This is a genomic window from Kribbella sp. VKM Ac-2569 (assembly GCF_004216905.1).
In the GTDB taxonomy this organism is placed as follows: domain Bacteria; phylum Actinomycetota; class Actinomycetes; order Propionibacteriales; family Kribbellaceae; genus Kribbella.
Genome location: NZ_SGXJ01000001.1, coordinates 1,461,038 through 1,480,639 on the forward strand (window position 1 = coordinate 1,461,038; position 19,602 = coordinate 1,480,639).

17 protein-coding genes are annotated in these 19,602 nt (G+C 66.7%); 7 read left to right on the forward strand and 10 right to left on the reverse strand.

The features are described 5' to 3' along the window. The first annotated feature begins 4 nt into the window (after nt 1-4). Nucleotides 5-1,189 carry a sensor histidine kinase gene (locus EV649_RS06750; protein ID WP_130381537.1) on the forward strand — a complete coding sequence of 395 codons (1,185 nt, stop codon included), beginning with the start codon at nt 5-7 and terminating at the stop codon, nt 1,187-1,189. Next, nucleotides 1,186-1,848, forward strand: a complete 663-nt coding sequence (locus tag EV649_RS06755) for a response regulator transcription factor (RefSeq protein WP_130381539.1) — start codon at nt 1,186-1,188, stop codon at nt 1,846-1,848. The genes EV649_RS06750 and EV649_RS06755 overlap by 4 nt, the downstream gene beginning before the upstream one ends. Here the strand turns inward: EV649_RS06755 and EV649_RS06760 are convergent. From EV649_RS06760 to EV649_RS06785, 6 genes are all read right to left on the reverse strand, one after another. After that, nucleotides 1,838-2,788, reverse strand: a complete 951-nt coding sequence (locus tag EV649_RS06760) for a glycoside hydrolase family 43 protein (RefSeq protein WP_130381541.1) — start codon at nt 2,786-2,788, stop codon at nt 1,838-1,840. The genes EV649_RS06755 and EV649_RS06760 overlap by 11 nt on opposite strands. A 3-nt stretch (nt 2,789-2,791) precedes the next feature. Beyond that, complete coding sequence (locus EV649_RS06765; protein WP_198682339.1) at nt 2,792-4,228, reverse strand: alpha-L-fucosidase; 1,437 nt, start codon at nt 4,226-4,228, stop codon at nt 2,792-2,794. A gap of 63 nt (nt 4,229-4,291) precedes the next feature. Beyond that, the gene (locus EV649_RS06770) at nt 4,292-5,986 is read right to left on the reverse strand and encodes an extracellular solute-binding protein (RefSeq protein WP_130381545.1); all 1,695 of its coding nucleotides are present in this window, start codon (nt 5,984-5,986) and stop codon (nt 4,292-4,294) included. A 44-nt stretch (nt 5,987-6,030) separates the two neighbouring features. Then, the gene (locus EV649_RS06775; protein WP_198682340.1) at nt 6,031-6,981 is read right to left on the reverse strand and encodes a carbohydrate ABC transporter permease; all 951 of its coding nucleotides are present in this window, start codon (nt 6,979-6,981) and stop codon (nt 6,031-6,033) included. Next, a complete protein-coding gene (locus EV649_RS06780; protein WP_130381547.1) occupies nt 6,978-7,967 on the reverse strand; it encodes an ABC transporter permease subunit in 990 nt (329 codons plus the stop codon). The genes EV649_RS06775 and EV649_RS06780 overlap by 4 nt, the downstream gene beginning before the upstream one ends. A gap of 25 nt (nt 7,968-7,992) precedes the next feature. Beyond that, complete coding sequence (locus EV649_RS06785; protein ID WP_198682341.1) at nt 7,993-10,362, reverse strand: glycoside hydrolase family 95 protein; 2,370 nt, start codon at nt 10,360-10,362, stop codon at nt 7,993-7,995. A 135-nt stretch (nt 10,363-10,497) separates the two neighbouring features. Here EV649_RS06785 and EV649_RS06790 point away from each other — a divergent pair, with 135 nt between their 5' ends. From EV649_RS06790 to EV649_RS06800, 3 genes are read left to right on the forward strand one after another with little or no spacing between them, the layout of a single operon-like run. Beyond that, the gene (locus EV649_RS06790; protein ID WP_130381551.1) at nt 10,498-11,817 is read left to right on the forward strand and encodes an L-fuconate dehydratase; all 1,320 of its coding nucleotides are present in this window, start codon (nt 10,498-10,500) and stop codon (nt 11,815-11,817) included. Beyond that, the gene (locus EV649_RS06795) at nt 11,814-12,563 is read left to right on the forward strand and encodes a FadR/GntR family transcriptional regulator (protein WP_130381553.1); all 750 of its coding nucleotides are present in this window, start codon (nt 11,814-11,816) and stop codon (nt 12,561-12,563) included. Before EV649_RS06790 ends, EV649_RS06795 begins: the two co-directional genes overlap by 4 nt. Before the next feature lie 6 nt (nt 12,564-12,569). Then, entirely contained in the window at nt 12,570-14,603 is a 2,034-nt protein-coding gene (locus tag EV649_RS06800; RefSeq protein ID WP_130381555.1) for a glycoside hydrolase family 36 protein, read from the forward strand. Nucleotides 14,604-14,646: 43 nt separating this feature from the next. On the opposite strand, the gene EV649_RS06805 is transcribed toward EV649_RS06800, so the two are convergent. Further along, nucleotides 14,647-15,282: a hypothetical protein gene (locus EV649_RS06805; protein WP_198682342.1), complete on the reverse strand. Its 636-nt coding sequence runs from the start codon at nt 15,280-15,282 to the stop codon at nt 14,647-14,649. A gap of 128 nt (nt 15,283-15,410) precedes the next feature. Here EV649_RS06805 and EV649_RS06810 point away from each other — a divergent pair, with 128 nt between their 5' ends. Then, the gene (locus tag EV649_RS06810; RefSeq protein WP_130381557.1) at nt 15,411-15,854 is read left to right on the forward strand and encodes an Hsp20/alpha crystallin family protein; all 444 of its coding nucleotides are present in this window, start codon (nt 15,411-15,413) and stop codon (nt 15,852-15,854) included. Between the two features lie 352 nt (nt 15,855-16,206). Here EV649_RS06810 and EV649_RS06815 read toward each other — a convergent pair whose 3' ends face one another. From EV649_RS06815 to EV649_RS06825, 3 genes are all read right to left on the reverse strand, one after another. Beyond that, a complete protein-coding gene (locus tag EV649_RS06815) occupies nt 16,207-16,854 on the reverse strand; it encodes an NAD(P)H-binding protein (protein WP_130381559.1) in 648 nt (215 codons plus the stop codon). 11 nt (nt 16,855-16,865) lie between these two features. Continuing rightward, nucleotides 16,866-17,459 carry a CGNR zinc finger domain-containing protein gene (locus tag EV649_RS06820; RefSeq protein ID WP_130381561.1) on the reverse strand — a complete coding sequence of 198 codons (594 nt, stop codon included), beginning with the start codon at nt 17,457-17,459 and terminating at the stop codon, nt 16,866-16,868. A 73-nt stretch (nt 17,460-17,532) separates the two neighbouring features. Continuing rightward, nucleotides 17,533-18,168, reverse strand: coding sequence for a TetR/AcrR family transcriptional regulator (locus EV649_RS06825; RefSeq protein WP_130381563.1), 636 nt, complete (start codon nt 18,166-18,168; stop codon nt 17,533-17,535). 145 nt (nt 18,169-18,313) lie between these two features. Between EV649_RS06825 and EV649_RS06830 the strand changes: the two genes are divergently transcribed. Then, the gene (locus EV649_RS06830; RefSeq protein ID WP_157996196.1) at nt 18,314-19,600 is read left to right on the forward strand and encodes a sugar ABC transporter substrate-binding protein; all 1,287 of its coding nucleotides are present in this window, start codon (nt 18,314-18,316) and stop codon (nt 19,598-19,600) included. Nucleotides 19,601-19,602: the final 2 nt, after the last annotated feature.

The following is a 19,602-nucleotide window of genomic DNA, read 5'->3' on the forward strand; positions in this document are numbered from 1 at the left end:
CCAGATGGCCGGCTTGGAGCAGTACGTCGCGCGCCGTCCCTGGCTGACCGACGCGGTGATCGTGCTCGCAGTGCTCGTCGGGGCGGTCGTCGGGGTCAATCTGTCCGACCCCGACGGCGCGCGCCCGGGCGACGTCTGGCTCGCGGACTTGCTGGCCGTGGGCGCGTGCTTGGCGCTGTTCGGCGCTCGTCGGCGTCCAAGGGTCACCGTTGCAGCTGCGACCGCCTGCGTGGTCGCCGTAGGTGCGCTCGGTTACCTGCTCACCCCGCTGGTGCTGGCACCAGTCATGGTGGCTTTGTACTGGCTGGCCCGCGGGACGCCGAACCGCACAGCCTGGACGTACGGCGCGGTGGCCACCGTGCTGGTCGTGGCGATCGCAGTCGGCCCCACCTTCGACCGCACGGTTGCCCTCCGCGCGATCGGCCCAGCCCTGTGGTTGCTGCTTCCCCTGGCGCTGGGCAGCCGTTCGCGGCTGCAGGCCGCCTATCTGGACGCAGTCCAGGCCCGCGCCGCCCACGCCGAACGCACCCGCGAGGAAGAAGCCCGCCTGCGCGTCGCCGAGGAGCGACTGCGGATCGCCCGCGATCTCCACGATGTCGTGGCACACCACATGGCCGTCGCCAACGCCCAGGCCGGGACAGCCGCCCATCTGCTCGACACCGGGCCGGACGCCTCCCGGAAGCTGCTGACCGACCTCCAGGCGACCACTTCCACCGTCATGCTCGAACTTCGGGCGACGATCGGCGTCCTTCGGAGCGCGAGCGATGCCGACGTCGACACCCTTCAACCAGCGCCCGGGCTCGCACAGCTCCCCGATCTCATCGACGCCTGCACCTCGGCCGGTCTGGAGGTCAGCCTCGAGGTCCAAGGCGACCCTCGGGAACTCCTGCCCGGCGTCGACCTCACGGCGTACCGCATCATCCAGGAGGCGCTCACCAACGCCACCAAACACTCCGGCTCGCCGACTGCCCATCTGCTGATGGCCTACAGCGCAGCCGGCCTCACCATCAAGGTCAGCAACGAATCCAGCACACCGCCTCGTCCAAACCTCGGCGGCTACGGCATCATCGGGATGCGCGAACGCGCCAATTCCGTAGGGGGCCACCTTGAGGTCACCGACACCGAAGGCGGGCCCTTCGAGGTGGTCACCACCTTGCCACTGCACATCCACGCACCGGTGACGACATGACGACACAGGTCCTGCTCGCCGACGACCAGGCCCTGTTGCGCGGCACCTTCCGGTTGCTCATCGACTCCTGCGACGACCTCACCGTCGTCGCCGAGGCGGCCGACGGCGCAGAAGCCATTCGACTGTCCCAGGTCCACAAGCCCGACGTCGTTGTGATGGACATCCGGATGCCGGGCACCGACGGACTGAGCGCAACCGAGGCCATCTGTGCGGACCCCGCCCTGACCGCCACCCGTGTACTCATCCTCACGACCTTCGAGAACGACGAGCACGTGGCCCGCGCGCTTCGCGCAGGAGCCAGCGGATTCCTCGGCAAACACGCCACCACCGACGCACTCCTCGATGCCATCCGCACCGTTGCCCAGGGCGACAGCCTGCTGTCACCTGGCGCCACCAAGTCACTCATCAAGCAGTTCCTCACCACCCCCGCCGTGCCAGGGAATCCTGCGACGCCAGGAATCGCCGAGCTGACCAACCGCGAACTCGAGGTGACCAAGCTGGCGGCCGACGGCATGTCCAACGAAGACATCGCCCGTGACCTCCACCTCAGCGTGCTCACCGTCCGCACTCACGTCCAACGAGCCATGACCAAGCTCAGCGCCCGCGACCGCGCACAGCTCGTTGTCATCGCCTACAAGAACGGCCTCGTCAGGCGCTGAGGCGCTCGTACTCTTCGGCGGTCACTGGCAGCACGACGCCGTGGCAGGGGTCGTCGGGCAGGCGGTGGTCACCGGAGGGGATCCATTCGCCGCCGGCGAGGTCGGTCGTCTCGAAGGGGACATAACGGCGTTGCGAAGTGAACTCGTCGATCCAGAGATACCACTTCTCCTCGGTGTTCGACCTGTACACCAGCGGGCCCTCACCTTGACCGATCGTGCCCAGGCCGATGCCTTCGGCAACCGGCTTCCACGCGGCGGCCGTGAGGGAAGTCGAGGTCTCGCAGAACACCGACTTGCCGAGCGGGGCATCACCACCGCGGCTGCGTTCGTCCTTCAGGAAGCGGTAGTAGACGCCCTCGTGCTCGATCACTGTGGCGTCGATCGTCTGCCATCCTCGGTCGACCCACACGCGCGGCTCGGAGAACTCGCGGAAGTCCCGGGTGGTCGCGGACATGATCCGGTTGTAGCTCTCGCCCTCGTGGGCGGCGTCGGCGTACAGCGTCGAGGACCAGTGGACGAGATAGGCGTTCTGCTCGGGGTCCCAGATCGCTTCCGGTGCCCAGGCGTTGCCGGCCTCGGGCGGTGCGACCTCGACGAGTCGCCCCTCTCCCCAGTCCACCAGATCGCCCGACTCCCAGATCATGATCGACCGACTGCCTCGGCGCTGGTGCCGATCCCAATCGCGGTCGGCGTACAGACGCAGGTCGGTCGCGACCAGATAGAACCGACCACCTTCCGGCGACCGGACGATGTGCGGGTCCCGGACGCCGCGTTCGCCCAACGTCGAGTGCAGCACCGGCTTTCCACCGTTGAGGTCGCGGAAGTGCAGCGGGTCGTTGCCGTCGCTCAAGGCGAAGTAGATCTGCTCACCGTCGGCTGATTCGCGCTTGAAATGCACGTACAGGTAGCCCACGTAGTCGGGCCTGTCGGTGGATGTCATCGGTCAGCCGGCGCGGAGGTCGAGGGCCAGGCAGTTCGCGACGTCGAGCGGAGCGGTGTCAGGCAGCTTGGCCACCAGAATTCCCTCCGCCTGCTCGAAGGGAACCGGGCCGTGTCCGAGCAGCCGGACGCCGGCCACCGTCTCGTGGTCCGCAAGGCTCCGGATCACGGCACGTCGGTCGTCGGGCCAGGCCAGCTGGAACGCGTAGACGGTGTTGTCCCGGCGGGTGAACCGGAAGTCTGAACTCGTCCAGCTCACCCGGTCTTCGGTGAAGCCCTTGATCACCACAGTCGAGGGTCCCTCGCCGAACACCCGGAACGGTCTCGTCCCGTAGATACCTTCGCCGCACACCCGCATCCAAGCGCCCAGGTCATCGAGCAACTGCGAGCATTCGAGGTCGATCGTGCCGTCCGGCAGTTGCGGCACGTTCAGCAACAGGTTCCCGTTCTTCGACACGATGTCGACCAGCATCTCGATCACGTGCCCGGCGGTCTTGTACACGTCCCGGACGTTGTAGAACCAGTCACCGACCGACGTGTCCGTCTGCCACGGCGCGGGGTGGATGCCGGGGGTCTGGCTCCGCTCGATGTCCATCACACCGACGACGCTCACCTCGGGCCGGCGGTCCTTCTGCTGATACACCGCGCGATTCGCGCCGTGGATCCGTGCGCTGGTGTTGTAGAGATGGGACACCGCCTGGAGACCAGGTGTGTAGTCGATCTCGCCGAACGGCAACGGGCCGTCGGAGTACAACAGGTCCGGCTGATAGCGGTCGATCATCTCGGTCACCGACTCGAGCCAGTGCCGGTGCCACGCCGGATCCTCGCTGTACCAGGGGTCCTGTACTTCGACATCGACTTCCGGCAGGTACCGGCTGTTGTCGAGGTACAGGTCCCGGTACGCCGGATCGGACCCGTCGTACGGTACGCCGGCCAACGGCCCGCGCTTGTCGGCGCCCTTGTTGACCGCCAGCCATCCCAGCGTGGCCCCGAGGTGCTCGGTGATCCCGAACGGCAGCTCGTGCCGGTCCGCGGCGGTCTTCCACAGACCCACGATGTCCTTGCCCGGCCCGAACTTCACCGAGTTCCAGCGATTGACGGTCGACTCGTAGTTGAAGAAGTTGTCGTGGTGCACGGCCTGTGCCACGAAGTACCGGGCGCCTGCGGCCGCGAAACGATCCATCAGCTCGTCCGGATCGAATCGCTCCGCCTTCCACAGCTGTACGACGTCCTTGTAGCCGAACTGCGACGGGTGCCCGTAGGTCCGCAGGTGATAGCGGTACTGATCGGTGCCTTCCCGGTACATGTTGCGCGCGTACCAATCGCCGTACCGAGGCACCGACTGTGCCCCCCAGTGCGCCCAGATGCCGAGCTTCGCGTCGCGAAACCAGTCGGGGCATTCGAACGTGGCAAGAGACTCGAAGGTGGCATCGAACGGCACTGGTCGCTCCTTGGTCAGAGGATGATGGACCGGCCGGCGTGCTCCGGCCGGTCCAGGGTCGGACTACTTGTTGGGGACCTTGTCGTACGCCGTTTGCTGGATCTCCAGGTACCGCTTCAGGCCGAGGCCGTCGAGACCCTTGACGTAGCTGTCCCAGTCGGTGTCGATGTTCTTCGAGCCGGTGACGAACTGGAGTGAGTTCTGTTGAATGTAGTTCTCGATGTTGGTCTGCAGCGTCGCGACCTCGTTGCCGAGGGTCGGGTCGATCCACACCTTCCAGAACGGGTAGATCTGGGCCTTGTCTTCGTGGCCGGCGTACAGGTTGGTGGCCTCGAACAGCTTGCGTTCGTACCCCGCCTGCGAGTGGGTGTCGGTGTCGATGACCTCGGAGTTGCGGTACTTCGCGGTGTTGTTGTACTGCGCCAGCGGACCCCAGCCGCTGTTCCGCGGTTTCGACCCGGGCTTCAGGGGAATCTGCTTGAAGCTCGGCTTCAGCGACTTGTCGAGCGCCACATCGCCGGGACCGGGCTTGGTCCAGGCCTTGCCCTCCGTGCCGAACTGTCCATTGTTCTGTCCCTCATCGGTGAAGATGTAGTCGAGCATCTTGATCGCCTGGATCTGCTTCTCCGGTGTTGCCTTCGACGTCAGGACGAACGTGGCGCCGGGAATGCTCGGGAAGACGTAGCTGGCGTAGTTCGCACCACTCGGACCAGTCAGCGGCGGTACCGCGTCGTACTGCTGGTCCCGCCCGTCCGCCGAACCGACGGTGACGAAGATGCCCGAGTGCATGACGGTGCCCGCGCCGAGGATGACCGAGCCGCCGTGGTTGCCCTGCTGCTGCATCGCGTCCGGGTTCTGCGTGAAGGCGCCTTTGTCGATCAGGCCCTCTTTGTAGAGCGAGTTGATGTACCGCAGGCCTTCGCGCCAGCCGTCCTTGTTCGCCTGGACGTCGACCTTGCCGTTGTTGAGAACCAGTGTGGAGTTGTTGCCGCCGCTGTTGTTCTGCCCTTGCGGGTCGTAGATGAAGGCGTTCATGAAGTACGGGATGAGGTTGTCGCGGACGTTCGCGCTCAGCGCGATCTCGTCGGCCTTGCCGTTGCCGTTCGGGTCCTGGGTCTTGAACGCCTGGAGCACCTTCCGCAGGTCCTCGGTGGTCTTCGGCTGCTCGAGGCCCAGCTTCTTCAGCCACGCCGAGTTCATCCACAGCTTGTCCGGGTACGAGCAGTGGAAGCAGTCGACCCACTGCGGCATCCCGTAGATCTTGCCGTCCGGCGCGGTCGCCATCGCCTTCCACTCGGGCGTGGAGTCCAGCGCCTTCTTGATGTTCGGCGCGTACTGGTCGATCAGCTGGTTCAGCGGTAGGACGACACCCTGATTGGACAGCTTCAGCAGCTCCGCCGGGGTGAACTGGTCGACCCACGGGATCAGCAGGTACAGATCGGGGTAGTCGCCGCTGGCCAGCGAGATCTGCCGCTTCTCCTTCGACGGACCGCCGTCGAACGTCGTGGTCTGCCACTTGATGGTGATGTTGAACTTCTGCTTCATCAGCTTGGTGAAGTCGTTCGTGGCGAGGTTCGTCTCGGCCGACTGCGGCGCGAAGACGTTCAGCGTGACGTCGGGATTTCCGGTGATCGTCGGCAACGGCTTGTTCGCCGAGTCGTCGTCCGATTTGCTGCCGGAGCAGGCCACGAGGGCGAGTGCCAGGAGGCTGGTGCCGACGATCGCGGCACGCCTCCGCGTACTGAGTTTTCCAGACATTGCGTCCCTCACAGGGTTGAGGTGATACGGAGGTGGTACCGGGATCAGCCCTTGACGGCGCCGATCAGGATTCCCTTGGTGAAATAGCGGGCGACGAACGGGTAGATGAGCAGCACCGGCACGCTGGCGACCACGATCAGCGAGTACTTGAGCAGATCGGCGAGTTCCTGGCGCTGGATCACGATGGAGGCGTCGACCGCCCCGCCTCCGGTGGTGTTCAGGATCAGGATGTTGCGCAGCACGAGTTGCAGCGGGAACAGGTCCGGGTTCTTCAGGTAGATCAGGGCGTCGAAGTACGAGTTCCACTGCATGATCGCGTACATCAGCGCGACCACCGCGATCATTGGCTTGGCCAACGGGATCACCACCGACCAGAGGAAGCGCAGGTCGCCGCAGCCGTCGAGCTGCGCGGCCTCGACCAGCTCGTCCGGTATCGCCGTACGGAAATAGGTCCGGGCGATGATCACCTGCCAGACACCGATCGCCTGCGGGATGATCAGTGCCCACCGGGTGTCCAGCAGGCCGGCCGACTGCACCACCAGGTACGTCGGGATCAGCCCGCCGGTGAACAGCATCGTGAACAGGATCAGCGTCATCACGACGTTGCGCCCGACGAGGGTACGGCGCGAGAGCGGGTAGGCGATCGCGACCGTCATCGTGACGCTGACGATCGTGCCGACCACCGTGTAGAACAACGAGTTCACGTACCCCTGGACGATCTGCGGATTCTCGAACACCGCGTGGTACCCGCGCAGTGAGAACTCCACCGGCCAGAACAGCACTCGTCCCGACGACACCGCCGCGGGGCTGCTGAACGAGCTGGCCACGATGTAGAGCAGAGGCAGCAGCACGACCAGGAAGAAAACGGACAGCAGCAGGTACACGCAGATCAGGAACATCCGGTCGCTGCGCGGCTCGCGGATCCGGCGCTCCCGCGCCGCGCGCCGCTCGGACCGCTTGCTCGGCACCGTTCGTACTTCGGTCTGGACGCTCATGACCACAATCCGTTCCCGGTGATCCGTTTGGCCACCGCGTTGACCATCAGCAGCAACACCAGGTTGATCACCGAGTTGAACAACCCGACCGCTGTCGCACCGCTGAAGTCGGCGTTCAGCAGACCCGTCTTGTACACATATGTCGCAATGATCTCGGACTCGCTCAGGTTCAGCGGGTTCTGCAGCAGGAACGCCTTCTCGAACCCGATCGCCATGATGTTGCCGACGGCAAGAACGAGGATGATCACCGCGGTCGGCATGATGCCGGGCAGGTCGACGTGCCGGATCCGCTGCAACCGGGTGGCGCCGTCGATCCGCGCCGACTCGTGCAGCGCCGGGTCGATCCCGGACAGCGCGGCCAGGTAGATCACCGCGGAGTACCCGGTGGTCTGCCACACGTCCGACCACACGTAGATGTGGCGGAAGTAGTCAGGGTTCCCGAGGAAGTCGATACCCGGGACGCCGAAGAACCCCAGCCCCTCGTTGACGATGCCGAGCCGCGGTGACAGGACCAGGATCGTCATCGACACGACCACGACCGTGGAGATGAAGTACGGCGCGTAGGTCACCAGCTGAACGGTCCGTTTGAACAGGCCGTTGCGGATCTCGTTCAGCGCCAGGGCGAGGATGATCGCGATCGGGAAGCTGGCCGCGACGGTGTAGACCGACAGCAGGAAGGTGTTCTTCACCAGGTTCCAGAACACCGGGTTGTGGAAGAACAGTTCGAAGTTCTGCCAGCCGACCCACTGGCTTCCCCAGATGCCCTTGGTGACGTTGAAACTCTTGAACGCCAGGACCGCGTTCGACATCGGGATGTACTTGAAGACGGCGAACCAGACCAGCGGCACGACCATCAGCAGGTACAGGGTCCAGTGCCGGCTCAGGCTGCGCCGGAGCCCCGCGATGCCGGGGCGCTCCCGGCGTCGTTTCCTTGGCCGGCGTGGTGTCTCACCGGCCGGTGGCCGGACGCTTGTCAGGGTTGCCATCAGATCTCCTCGTCCACGCCGGCGATCAACTCGTGCTCACGCGGTGACCGACGCCGGCCGTCAACCGGACCGGCGCCCGGTCGCCGCCGTGCCGGACGACCCGCTCCTGGTCCCGATCAGCGGTCAGAACGGCCTCGATGCCGTGCGGTGTCCACGCGATATCGACAACCACACCTCCGCGCGCCCTCAGGCCGGTCACTCGTCCGCTGGTCCACGCTGCGGGCAGCGCCGGCAACAGTTCGATGTCACCGGTGTGGCTCTGCAGGAGCATCTCGGCGATTCCCGCGGCCGCACCGAAGTTGCCGTCGATCTGGAACGGCGGATGCGCGCAGAACAGGTTCGGATAGACCCCCGCACCGCTCCCGGGACGCCCGCTCGCGGCGTCGTCCGCCGGACGCAGGAACGCCCGGACAAGGCGGTGGGCCGCGGCGGCGTCGCGAAGACGTGCTCGCAGGCAGATCTTCCACGCCAGCGACCATCCCGTCGCCTCGTCGCCGCGGAGGTCGAGCGTCCGCGTCGCCGCCGCGGCAAGGCCCGGCGTGCTGTCCGGCGTGATCGCGTCGCCTGGATGCAGACCGATCAGATGAGACATGTGGCGGTGCTGCGGGTCCTCCTCCGGGAGATCAGCGGCCCACTCCTGCAACTGCCCCCGTGCACCAACAGGCGGATCGGGCAGCCGCTTCCGGGCGGTCGAGATCTCGCCAACCAGTGGATCCACGACCTCGAGCAGGTCCGCCGCGCGCTCGACCCGATCGAAGAGATCCGAGATCAGCGCGAGGTCCATCGTCGACGACTCGGTGACCGATGCGGGTTGCCCGTCCGGCGCGATGTAGTCGTTCTCCGGCGACGTCGACGGCGACGTACCGAGGCTGCCGTCCGGCAGCTCGACCAACCAGTCCAGGCAGAACTCCGCTGCGCCACGCAGCACACGCCAGGACTCGCCGAGGAATTCGAGATCTCCGGTGAACTCGTAGTGATCCCACACATGCCGGGCGAGCCACGCACCGGCCAGCGGCCAGTTCGACCACCGAGGGTCACCTTCGACAGGTGGAGTCCAGCACCACGCGTCGGTGTTGTGGTGCGCGGTCCAGCCGCTGCAGCCGTACCGCTCACGGGCCGTACGGCGTCCCGCCTCGGCAAGATGATCGATAAACCTGAGCAGTGGTTCGTGACACTCCGACAGGTTCGTGGTCTCGGCCGGCCAGTAGTTCATCTCGGTGTTGATGTTCACCGTGTAGTTCGAACTCCACGGCGGCCGCAGGATGTCGTTCCAGATCCCCTGCAGCGTGGTCGGCAGGCCACCCGGTCGCGAGCTCGCGACCATCAGATAGCGCCCGTAGTTGAAGATCAGCGCGGCCAAGGCCGGGTCCTCGGCCTCGACTGCCCGGGTGACCCGCACATCGGTCGGCAACCCGGAGTGAGCCGTCGTCGCCAGCTCGAGCGACCCGCGGCGGTACAGGCGCCGGTGGTCCTGTCGATGATCGGCCAGGAGCTCGCCGTACTCGCGATCGAGCGCCGCGAGCACACTCTGATCGGCGGCGTACCAGCAGTCTTCCGCGGTTCGCGCCGGAGGATTGGCCGGGCCGTCGTATCCCGTGGCGGTCGAGAGAATCAGCGTGATCTCGGTTGCGCTGGAAACCGCGAGCCCGGTGTCACTCGTACGGATCTCGCCGTCGCTGGTCGCGCGCAGCGCCACGGCGGCAGCCATCCCGCGATCCGCGCCGTCGGAGTACCGAATCGGCTCTGGCACGTCGCGATGTGGAGGAGCGACGTCAGCCGGCGCCTGCAGGAGGAGCCCGAGCCCGTCGTCGACAGTGTGCTGGCGCGACCTCAACTGCGATGTCAGTCGACAGGTCAGCTCGATGGGTTCGGACGCGGTCATTCGCTGGACCAACACACCGTCCGGCGCGCTGACGAAGGCCTCTTGCCGAACCGTCACTCCTCCGAACTCGTACTCCACCGTGGCCGTCGCGGCGTCGAGATCGAGTTCCCGCCGGTACTGCGTGACGTCGCCGGCGCGAGGCACGACGCCGCCGACACTGACCTCAAGCAGGAGATCACCGAGCGGCAGGTACGCCTGCGAGTAGCCGGAGTGAAAGCCGCGGGACAACTCGTGCGCCCGGCGAATGTCGCCCGCCCGCAGCGCGTCGCGCACGGCTTGCACAGCCTCGGCACCGGTCGCACCGAGCGGAGTCGACAGCAGACGCGCGGTCTCCGGACCGCCCGACCACAACGTCTCGTCGTTCAGTCCGGTCCGGTCGGTGCCGACGCCGCCGAAGCACATCGCGCCGATCCGTCCGTTGCCGAGCGGCAACGCCTCCAGCCAGGTGTCCGCCGGGCGGTCGTAGTACAACCGCTGCGTGCCGGACCGGTCCGAGCTCACCAGGTCGCCCATGCACAGTCCTCCGAGATGACCAACTATTAGTCCTACGAATTGCCGGGATCGTAGCGCTGTAGGGCGCAGTGGTCCATACTGAACGCCATCCTGATGGAAGAAAGATCCCATCTATCTGTGACAGTGAGGGCCGCCATGCCGCGCATCACCTCCGTGGAGGTTGTCGATGTCCGCTTCCCGACATCACTGACCCAGGACGGGTCGGACGCGATGAACAAGGACGGCGACTACTCGGCGGCGTACGTCGTCGTGCACACCGACGATCCGGCGCTGTCCGGGTACGGCTTCACCTTCACGATCGGGCGCGGCAACGACCTGTGCGTCGCCGCGGCGGTCCAACGTGCCGCGCCGCTGGCGGGGCGTGACGTCGACGTACTCTGCGACGACCTCGGCGGGATCTACCGAGAACTGCAGTCGGACAGCCAGTTGCGATGGCTGGGCCCGGACAAGGGCGTGATCCACCTCGCGCTGGCCGCGGTGATGAACGCGGTCTGGGACCTCGCCGCCCGCAGGGCCGGCGTACCGCTGTGGCGACTGCTGTCCGAGATGTCACCCGAACAACTGGTGGCGGCCGCGGATCTGCGGTACCTGTCCGACGTCCTGACGCCGGACCAGGCCGTCGCTCTGCTGGCCCGGCAGGAAACGGGCCGGAAGCAACGAATCGAGGAACTCGAGACGACCGGCTACCCGTGCTACACGACCTCCGCCGGATGGCTCGGGTACTCCGACGCCAAGCTGCGGCGGCTCTGCGAGGAGGCCGTTGCCTCAGGCTACAAACACGTGAAGCTGAAGGTCGGCGCCGATCTGGCCGACGACATCCGGCGGTGCGGGATCGCCCGGGAGGTCCTCGGACCGGACGGCCACCTGATGATCGACGCCAACCAGGTCTGGGACGTCCCCGAGGCGATCGAATGGGTCAAGGCGCTCGCCCAGTTCGACCCGCTGTGGATCGAGGAACCGACCAGTCCGGACGACATCCTCGGCCACGCGGCGATCCGCAAGGCCGTCTCCCCCATCGGCGTCGCCACCGGCGAGCACGGCATGAACCGGGTGCTCTTCAAGCAGATGTTCCAGGCCGAGGCCATCGACTACTGTCAGCTCGACGCCGCCCGCCTCGGCAGCGTGAACGAAGTACTCGCTGTCTACCTCCTCGCCGCCTGCTTCGACGTACCGGTGTGTCCGCACGCGGGTGGTGTCGGTCTGTGCGAACTCGTTCAGCACCTCGCGATCTTCGACTACGTCGCGGTCTCGGGCAGTCTCGACGGTCGTGTCACGGAGTACGTCGACCACCTGCACGAGCACTTCGTCGAGCCCTGCGTGGTACGGAACGGCTCGTACGTGCTTCCGGTCGCGCCCGGTTACAGTGCCGAGATGTACACCGAGTCAGTTCAGACCTACCGGTTCCCGGACGGCACCTACTGGGCGTCACGCGCGGACGAGGAACTGGTTCCATGACCTCGGGCAAGCTCGCCGAGCAGCCTCGTACTCCTGGCGTCTCACAGACCGACGTCGTGGTCCAGGGAATCCGGCAGATGATCATCGACGGCCGGCTCCGGCCGGGCGACCGGCTTCCCATCGAGAAGGACCTCGCGGCAGCCCTCGGCGTGTCGAGGAACCCTTTGCGCGAAGGGGTCCGCGCACTGTCGATGATGGGCGTTCTCGAGACGCGCCAGGGCGACGGTACGTATGTCACGAAGCTGGACCCTTCGATGCTGCTGGCGCCGATGGGCTTCGTGGTCGACCTGCACGACGGCACCGGAACCACCCACCTGCACTCGGTACGCCGGATCCTCGAGACGGAGGCCGCCGCGTCGGCGGCGCAGCGGGTGGGCGTCGAGGAACTCGAGGCCGCCGCCGAACTGCTCCGGCACAACGAGGCCGAACTGTCGCTCGAGGAACCCAACCACGAGACGGTCATCGAGAACGACATCGCGTTCCATCGCATCATCGCGGAGGCGGCCGGCAACCCGGTGCTGACCGCGCTGATCGACGCCCTGGGCGGACGCACGATGCGGGACCGGCTGCGCCGATCCATCACGCAGCCCGGCGCCGACGAGACCGCCCACCGGGAACACCTGTCGATCCTCGCCGCACTGACCGCCCACGACCCCGACCGGGCACGCACCCGGATGTCCGCCCATCTGTTCACGGTCGAGGACTACCTCCTCGAACGAAGTGTCGTGAACCCGAGCACGGAATGAGAGCGCGTGAGCCTGCTGCACTGGAGTACCCCTGACCTCGCCCTGACCTTCGCCCTCGACGACGGGCCGGTGCGGCTGGTCGCCGTACGCGAAACCACTCAGCCCGACGGGCCCTTGCCGGATCCGAGCCAGCCGCTGGTCGAGATCTCGGCCATCGGGTACGGGCACAGCAGGAACCGGCACGCGAACACCGTGCTCGGTCAGCGACTGCGCTATGTCCGCCACGAGGACAGCGAGAACACGCTGCGGATCCAGCAGGAGGACCCCGAGTCCGGACTGCTCGTCACCAGCGTGTTCGAAGCGCGGGCCGGAGTCCGCACCTGGTCGGAAGCATCGATGACCGGGCCCGGCTCGCTCGAGCTGACCTTCCTGTCCTCTTTGGTCGTCGGTCTCGAGTCCGTCGACGCCGAGCTGTACTCCGCCGCCAACAGCTGGATGGCCGAGAGCAGATGGTCAGCACAGCGACTGCGCGCCGGGGAACTCGCGGACATTGTCAGCGAGGGGCATCATCACGTCGCCAATACGCGGCATGCGGTGACCAGCACCAACTCGTGGTCCTGCGGCGAACGGCTCCCGATCGGCGTGCTGGTCGATCGAGGTACGCCGTACGCGCTCGGCTGGCAGATCGAGCACAACGGACCATGGCACTACGAGCTGGGAGAGAGCCGGCGCGGCGGCTACCTGCTGCTGAGCGGCCCGACCGACCTGGAACACCAGTGGACCGTGGAGCTCACCGGGGACAAGCCGTTCACGTCCGTGCCGGTATCACTGGTCGCCGGAACCGACCGCGACAGCGTGTTCGCCGCGCTCACCCGGCAACGCCGCGCGATCCGTCAGCGGCGGCCGATCGACGACCGGATGCCAGTGGTCTTCAACGACTACATGAACACCTTGCTCGGCGATCCGACCACCGAAAAGCTCCTGCCGCTGATCGATGCGGCCGCCGAGGCCGGCGCGGACTACTTCTGCATCGACGCCGGCTGGTACGCCGAGGGCAACTGGTGGGACACCGTCGGCGCCTGGCAACCCTCGACCACGCGTTTCCCGAACGGGCTCGCCGAAGTGATCAAACGGATCCACGACCGCGGCATGGTGCCTGGGCTGTGGCTCGAACCCGAGGTCATCGGCATGCGTTCGCCGATCGCCGGCGAACTGCCCGACGACGCGTTTCTCACCCGCCGCGGCATCCGGGTCGCCGAAGGCGGTCGCTACCTGCTCGACCTCCGCAGCCCGACCGCCCGCAAGCATCTCGACGACACCGTCGATCGGCTGGTCGAGGAGTTCGGTGTCGGCTTCTTCAAGTTCGACAACAACACCATCACCGGTCCTGGAACCGACAAGGGCGGTACGTCGCTCGGCCACGGACTACTGGAACACAACCGCGCGCTCCTCGACTGGCTCGACGGGCTCCATACCCGCCACCCGGACCTGCTGATCGAGAACTGCGGTTCCGGCGCGATGCGGATGGACTACGCGATGCTGTCCCGCCTCCACCTGCAGTCGACCTCCGACCAGGAAGACCCGTTGCTCTACGCACCGATCACCGCTGCCGCGCCGGCCGCCGTACTGCCTGAGCAAGCCGGCCATTGGGCCTACCCGATCACCGGAACCACCCGCGAACAGTTCACCTTCGCTCTCGTCAACGGCATCCCCGGTCGCCTGTACCTCTCCGGTCACCTGAACCGCATGACACCGGCCGAGCTCGACCTGGTCCGTTCGGCACTCGCCGCCCACCGGGACATCCTCGAGGATCTCGATTCGCTCGTCCCTGCTTGGCCCCTGGGCCTGCCCGGATGGACCGACGACTGGATCGCCCTGAGCCTCAACGGCCCGGAAACCACCTATCTGACCCTGTGGCATCGCGAGCCCGGCCCCGCCACCATCAGCCTCCCCATCCCTCGAGCGACGATCGTCCCGCACTTCCCCGCCGACGACTCCGACTGGACCTACACCTGGGCCGACGACGACACCCTCACCGTCACCGCCCACACCCCCGAACCCTCCGCCCGCGTTCTGCGCCTGACCCCCACCGGGCAGTAGCTCGGCAGGGCTGTCTCCAACGGGTAGCGGCCGACTCGGGTGGTTACTGCGTTCTGCTCTTGTGGTCGTCGCGTAACTGGTTGGTCGTCACGTTGATGTCGGCGACCTGGCCGGCCAGGTTCGGGTTGCTGTTCTCGAGCTGTGCGCCGGCCTCGGCCAAAGGCGCCAGCAAGGTTGCGGTGTCGTTGTCACCGAGCGCGTGCAGAAGGCGGTCGACGCTTTCCTGGGTGGTGGCGTCCAGGTCGTCGAGCGCGGTGATCTGCGCGGCGAGCCGCCGCAGGTGCGCCGCGTTGTCCCGGGCCCATTGGGTGACGGCACGTTCGCCGGCGCGGCGGTCGCGGGCCGCCTGCACCCGCTGTTCGCCAGTCATGTCCGCCTGATCGGTGCTGTGCGAGTTGAGGCGCAGGTAGCGACGCTCGGCCGCCTGCCGGCTGGCAACGCCGAGTGCGGGGGCGAGGTCTGCCCAGCTGACGCCCTGGTCGCGCGCCGCACCGATGAGCAACGGCTCCCATGTCGCGAGCCGATCCTGCACGACCCGCAGTTCGGTCAGCGCCGCGACAACGTTCAACGAGCTGACGCCGTACCTCGGGGCTTCATCGACCTGAGATGCGAGCTGCCGAACAATCTGCTCGACGGCGGCGAGCGCGGCTGCCACCGGATTGCGCGCGTCGGCGGTCACTCCGTCACCTCATCAATTCAATGTCAGCGATTGGACGACATCTCCGCTTGTCATCGTTTCGATGACATGTTATACCGGAAGTGCGTATTGACACCACCGTTCACTCGACGACACAGGAGGTGCAGACGATGTTGATGCGCACAGACCCGTTCCGGGAGTTCGACCGGCTGGCTCAGCAGGTCCTCGGGAGCCAGGCGCCGGGCACGTGGTCCCGGCCGACCGCGATGCCGATGGACGCCTATCGGCAGGGCGACGAGTACGTCGTTTCCTTCGATCTTCCCGGTGTCTCACCGGACGCGATCGACCTGGACGTGGAACGCAACGTACTCACCGTGAAGGCCGAGCGCAGACCGCTCGAACTCGGTGAGGACGTGGAGATGCAGGTCGCCGAGCGTCCGCTCGGGGTGTTCTCCCGGCAACTGTTCCTGGGTGACGCACTGGACGCCGACCGGATCGAGGCCGGCTACGAAGGCGGCGTACTGACGCTGCGGATTCCGATCGCCGAACAGGCGAAGCCACGCAAGATCTCGATCGCGGGCACGGCCGGTGATCGCAAGCAGATCAACGCCTGACCCGGCACCGCTGACACCGCCGGCCACAGGGCTTGATGTTGTCGATGGGGTGAGATCGATGACGGTCGACACACAGCAACTCGACGAGGCGTTTCTCGACCTCACGCTCGCCGATGACGAGCTGATGCGGGCCGAGTTCGACGCCCTGATCGCTGCCTGCTGGGAATCGCCGAGCGAACCACCCCTCGACAAGCCCTGTCCAACCGGCGGTGGGCGGCGGCCACGACCACAGTCGCCGCGGGTCCGCCGCCGTGCCTCTGCGCCCGAACGGGTCCTGCCGCGACGCCCGGCCGGCCGCGCCCGCGGCCCTCCGCAGCACCAAGCGGCCAGCCGCCGCATCACCGCTACTGGTTCAGTAGGCGACGGTGAAGCGGGTGCGGTGGTGTTTGGGGATCTCGAGTTCGTCGGCGAAGGCGATCGCGTAGTCCGGGCCGGAGATCTGGGAGACGCCGTTCTCGTCGCGCAGCAGGATGTCGTCGCCGATCCGGAACTTGCCGGTGCGGTTGCCCGGGTTGAACGATCCGTACAGCATCGGCGGACTCACGTAGAACCAATCAGCGTCCACCGCGGTGTTACGCAGTACGTCGAGGGCCCGAGCGTGGGCCTGTGCTTCACCGAGGTACTCGGCCGGCCACTCGGGCAGGTCCAGCACCAGCGGACCGCCCGGCGAGGAGGCGAGGCTGCCGGTTCCACCGACCACGCCGAGGCGCGCGCCGGTTTCGGCTGCGGCCTGGAGCATCGTCGGTACAACGTCCTTCAGCTCCGGGAAACCTGGCGGGATCGAGGGAATCGCGAGCACGATGACGTCGGCGCCCTTGCTGACGTCCCGGACGAACGCATCGTCGTACGCCGATCCGGCAGTGGCCGTGAGCCGTGGATGTTCGGGTAGTTTGCTGACGTCGCGGGCTACGCCGACCACGCTGTGACCGCGGTTCAGCAGTTCCCCGGTGATCTGGCCGCCGGCGTAACCGGTCGCGCCGAAGACGACGACTGTGGACATAGGGGTGCTCCTCATTGTTGGTTTTTGCGCCGGGTGCGGGACGCCCGGAGGTTCGGGGCGTTGCCGCACACCTTGGAGTCGTGCCAGACGCGGGCCTGGTTGCGTGACTCGTCGTAGAAGCTGACGCCGCAGCGCGTTCCCGCGCAGGACTTCAACCGCGAAAGCGTTCCGTTGCTGTGGGCAAGCAACAACTCCATGGACACCAACGCGGCCACGCCCTCCCAACCGCGCTCCACGGGTCGGTAATCGACACGCCCGTCCGGTTCGAGCTGCAGCCGGATGTCGACCGGCAGCACCTCCGCAGGCGCGGTAGCCGGCGAGTGGACGTGCTCTGCCTGTGCTCGAGTCGCCTGCCGTAGTTGTTCACGTAGACGCCGAAGCGGCGGCAGGTCCGCCTCGCCCAGCAACAGGTCCGGCATCGGTTTGCCGGTTGCATCCGCCCAGCGAGCCAGCGCCTCCCGCAACCAGTCGTTCGCGGCAGCCGGATCGGCAAGCTGGTCCTCGGTTCCCTGCAGCTCGTCGAGCGTCGTGTTCACCAACTCCTGCGCGAGCCGCAACCCACCCGGCGCCAACACCAGCCCGAACCGCGCCGTACTCGATGACATAACCAAAACGTATACGCTTATGTCACACCAGACAAGGCCCAGCCACCCCAACCATCCCCGGCCTACGCACGAGTCAGGCGTCTGCCGCGTCCGGTAGGGCGTTTGGTCCGAGGAGGTCTTTCAATGCGGCTGTCATCGCCGCGACGAGGTTGCGGTGCGGATCGATGAGCCACTGGAGTTGGAGTCCGTCCCAGAGGGCCACCAGGGATTCCGCGATGCCGTGCGGGTCGCGATCGTTGGTGATGCGCCCCTCCAACTGGTCCCGGCGTACGGCGATCGCGAGCATGCCGATCGTCAGCTCGTACCGCTGACGGAACCACTCGTGCGCCGGATGATCCGGCGCCGATGACTCCGCGGCCATGAGCGCCAGCAGGCGCAGCATCTCAGGCCGGTCGACGTTCCGGCGCACATACTGCAGTACGGCGTACGCCACGCCCTCGTTCTGGCTGTCGAGCTGGAACGAGTCGGCGTGGGCGGAATCGGCGCTCTCGAGAACCGCAACCAGCAGCGCACTCTTGCTCGGGAAGTGATGGACGACTGCGGTCAGGCTGATGTCGAGCTGCTTCGCGATCTCCCGCAGCGACCCGCCCCGGTAGCCCCGCGACGAGAAGACCGACGTCGCGGACGCGACGATCTCGGCCTGGCGCCGCGCGCTCTTGGCGTACGGCCCGCGCCGAGCGGCCGGCCGACTCGCTGTCTTGTCGCTCATGACGCCACCCTATGCGCCAGAGAATCCGTCCGCACGAAAGTATGGCAGTTGTACTGTTTTCGCTGTATGGTCCTGGTCACCCACAAGACGACGTACGGACGAGGCGGCGACGCTTCGACCCCGGGCGAGAGGATCGGGAACCTCGATGTTCACCTCACGCGGTGCGAACGCACTCGCCGGCGGCCTGGCCGTCGCGCTGCTCCTGACCGGCTGCGGCCGGTCCGACACCGGGCCGGCGGCTGCCGCGGCAGGCGCCCCCGTCGACACCAAAGCTGCCGGCGGGACCATCACCGTTTGGGCGATGGGAACCGAAGGCGAGCTCCTGCCCAAGCTGGCCGATCAGTTCAGCAAGGAGAACCCCGACGCGAAGGTCGAGGTGACAGCGGTTCCCTGGCAGGACTACGCCAAGAAGGTCCAGACGGCCATTGCCTCGGGCGATACGCCTGACGCCACGATGGTGGGTGCGGTCGACCTCGCCGCGTTCGCATCCACGGGCGGGCTCGAGAAGGTCCCGTCCGACCTCGTCGACCCCGGCGTCTTCTATCCCGGCGCAGCCGACAGCACCAAGTTCGAAGGCGCGGAATACGGCGTTCCTTGGTACGTCGAGACGCGTTCGCTGTTCTACCGCAAGGATCTGGCGGAGGCGGCCGGGGTCGCGGCGCCGAAGACCTGGGACGAGTACGGCCCGTTCCTGACGGCCCTCCAGAAGCATGGCGCCAAGTGGGGGCTCGCGCTGCCTACCGGAGCACCGTCGACGTGGCAGACCGTCGTGCCGTTCCTGTGGCAGGCCGGCGCCGAAATCATGAGTTCCGACGGGAAGAAGTTCACCTTCGACACGCCTGAGGCGCGCAAGGGACTGGAGTTCTACCGGCAGTTCATCTCGTCGAAGACCTCGAATCCGAACGGTCCGGTGAGCCTGGGAGAGATCGAGCCGCAGTTCGTCGCCGGGTCCACCGCAGCCCTCATTTCGGGGCCCTGGGAGGAAGGCCTGCTGAAGTCCGCCGGTGGCCAGTCCTTCCTCGACGGCAAGGTCGGGATCGCGCCGCTGCCGGCGGGACCGAAGTCCAATGCCAGCTACATCGGCGGCGGCCAGTGGTCGGTGTTCAAGGACGCCAAGAACCGCGACGGCGCCTGGAAGTTCATCCGGTGGATGGCCACTCCCGAGGTACAGAAGACCTGGTACACCGTCTCCGGTGACCTGCCGGCCGTCCAGTCCGCGTGGAACGAGGGAAAGCTCGCGACCGACCCGACGCTGGCGGTCTTCCGGACCCAGTTGAAGACGGCGCAGTCCGGGCCCAACACCACAACCTGGCGCCAGGTCACCGCGGTGCTCGATGCCGAGTTCGAGAAGGTCGCCAAGGGCGTCTCGTCGCCCGAAGCCGCCCTGCAGGAGATCCAGAAGCGGGCGGCCGCGATCGGAACGGGACAGTAGCG

Coding starts and splice junctions, on each gene's coding strand:
- EV649_RS06780 (WP_130381547.1), bottom strand. CDS start 7,967: ATGGCAACCCTGACAAGCGTCCGGCCACCGGCCGGTGAGACACCACGC.
- EV649_RS06770 (WP_130381545.1), bottom strand. CDS start 5,986: ATGTCTGGAAAACTCAGTACGCGGAGGCGTGCCGCGATCGTCGGCACC.
- EV649_RS06825 (WP_130381563.1), bottom strand. CDS start 18,168: ATGAGCGACAAGACAGCGAGTCGGCCGGCCGCTCGGCGCGGGCCGTAC.
- EV649_RS06755 (WP_130381539.1), top strand. CDS start 1,186: ATGACGACACAGGTCCTGCTCGCCGACGACCAGGCCCTGTTGCGCGGC.
- EV649_RS06775 (WP_198682340.1), bottom strand. CDS start 6,981: ATGAGCGTCCAGACCGAAGTACGAACGGTGCCGAGCAAGCGGTCCGAG.
- EV649_RS06810 (WP_130381557.1), top strand. CDS start 15,411: ATGTTGATGCGCACAGACCCGTTCCGGGAGTTCGACCGGCTGGCTCAG.
- EV649_RS06790 (WP_130381551.1), top strand. CDS start 10,498: ATGCCGCGCATCACCTCCGTGGAGGTTGTCGATGTCCGCTTCCCGACA.
- EV649_RS06795 (WP_130381553.1), top strand. CDS start 11,814: ATGACCTCGGGCAAGCTCGCCGAGCAGCCTCGTACTCCTGGCGTCTCA.
- EV649_RS06830 (WP_157996196.1), top strand. CDS start 18,314: ATGTTCACCTCACGCGGTGCGAACGCACTCGCCGGCGGCCTGGCCGTC.
- EV649_RS06760 (WP_130381541.1), bottom strand. CDS start 2,788: ATGACATCCACCGACAGGCCCGACTACGTGGGCTACCTGTACGTGCAT.
- EV649_RS06820 (WP_130381561.1), bottom strand. CDS start 17,459: ATGTCATCGAGTACGGCGCGGTTCGGGCTGGTGTTGGCGCCGGGTGGG.
- EV649_RS06815 (WP_130381559.1), bottom strand. CDS start 16,854: ATGTCCACAGTCGTCGTCTTCGGCGCGACCGGTTACGCCGGCGGCCAG.
- EV649_RS06750 (WP_130381537.1), top strand. CDS start 5: ATGGCCGGCTTGGAGCAGTACGTCGCGCGCCGTCCCTGGCTGACCGAC.
- EV649_RS06785 (WP_198682341.1), bottom strand. CDS start 10,362: ATGGGCGACCTGGTGAGCTCGGACCGGTCCGGCACGCAGCGGTTGTAC.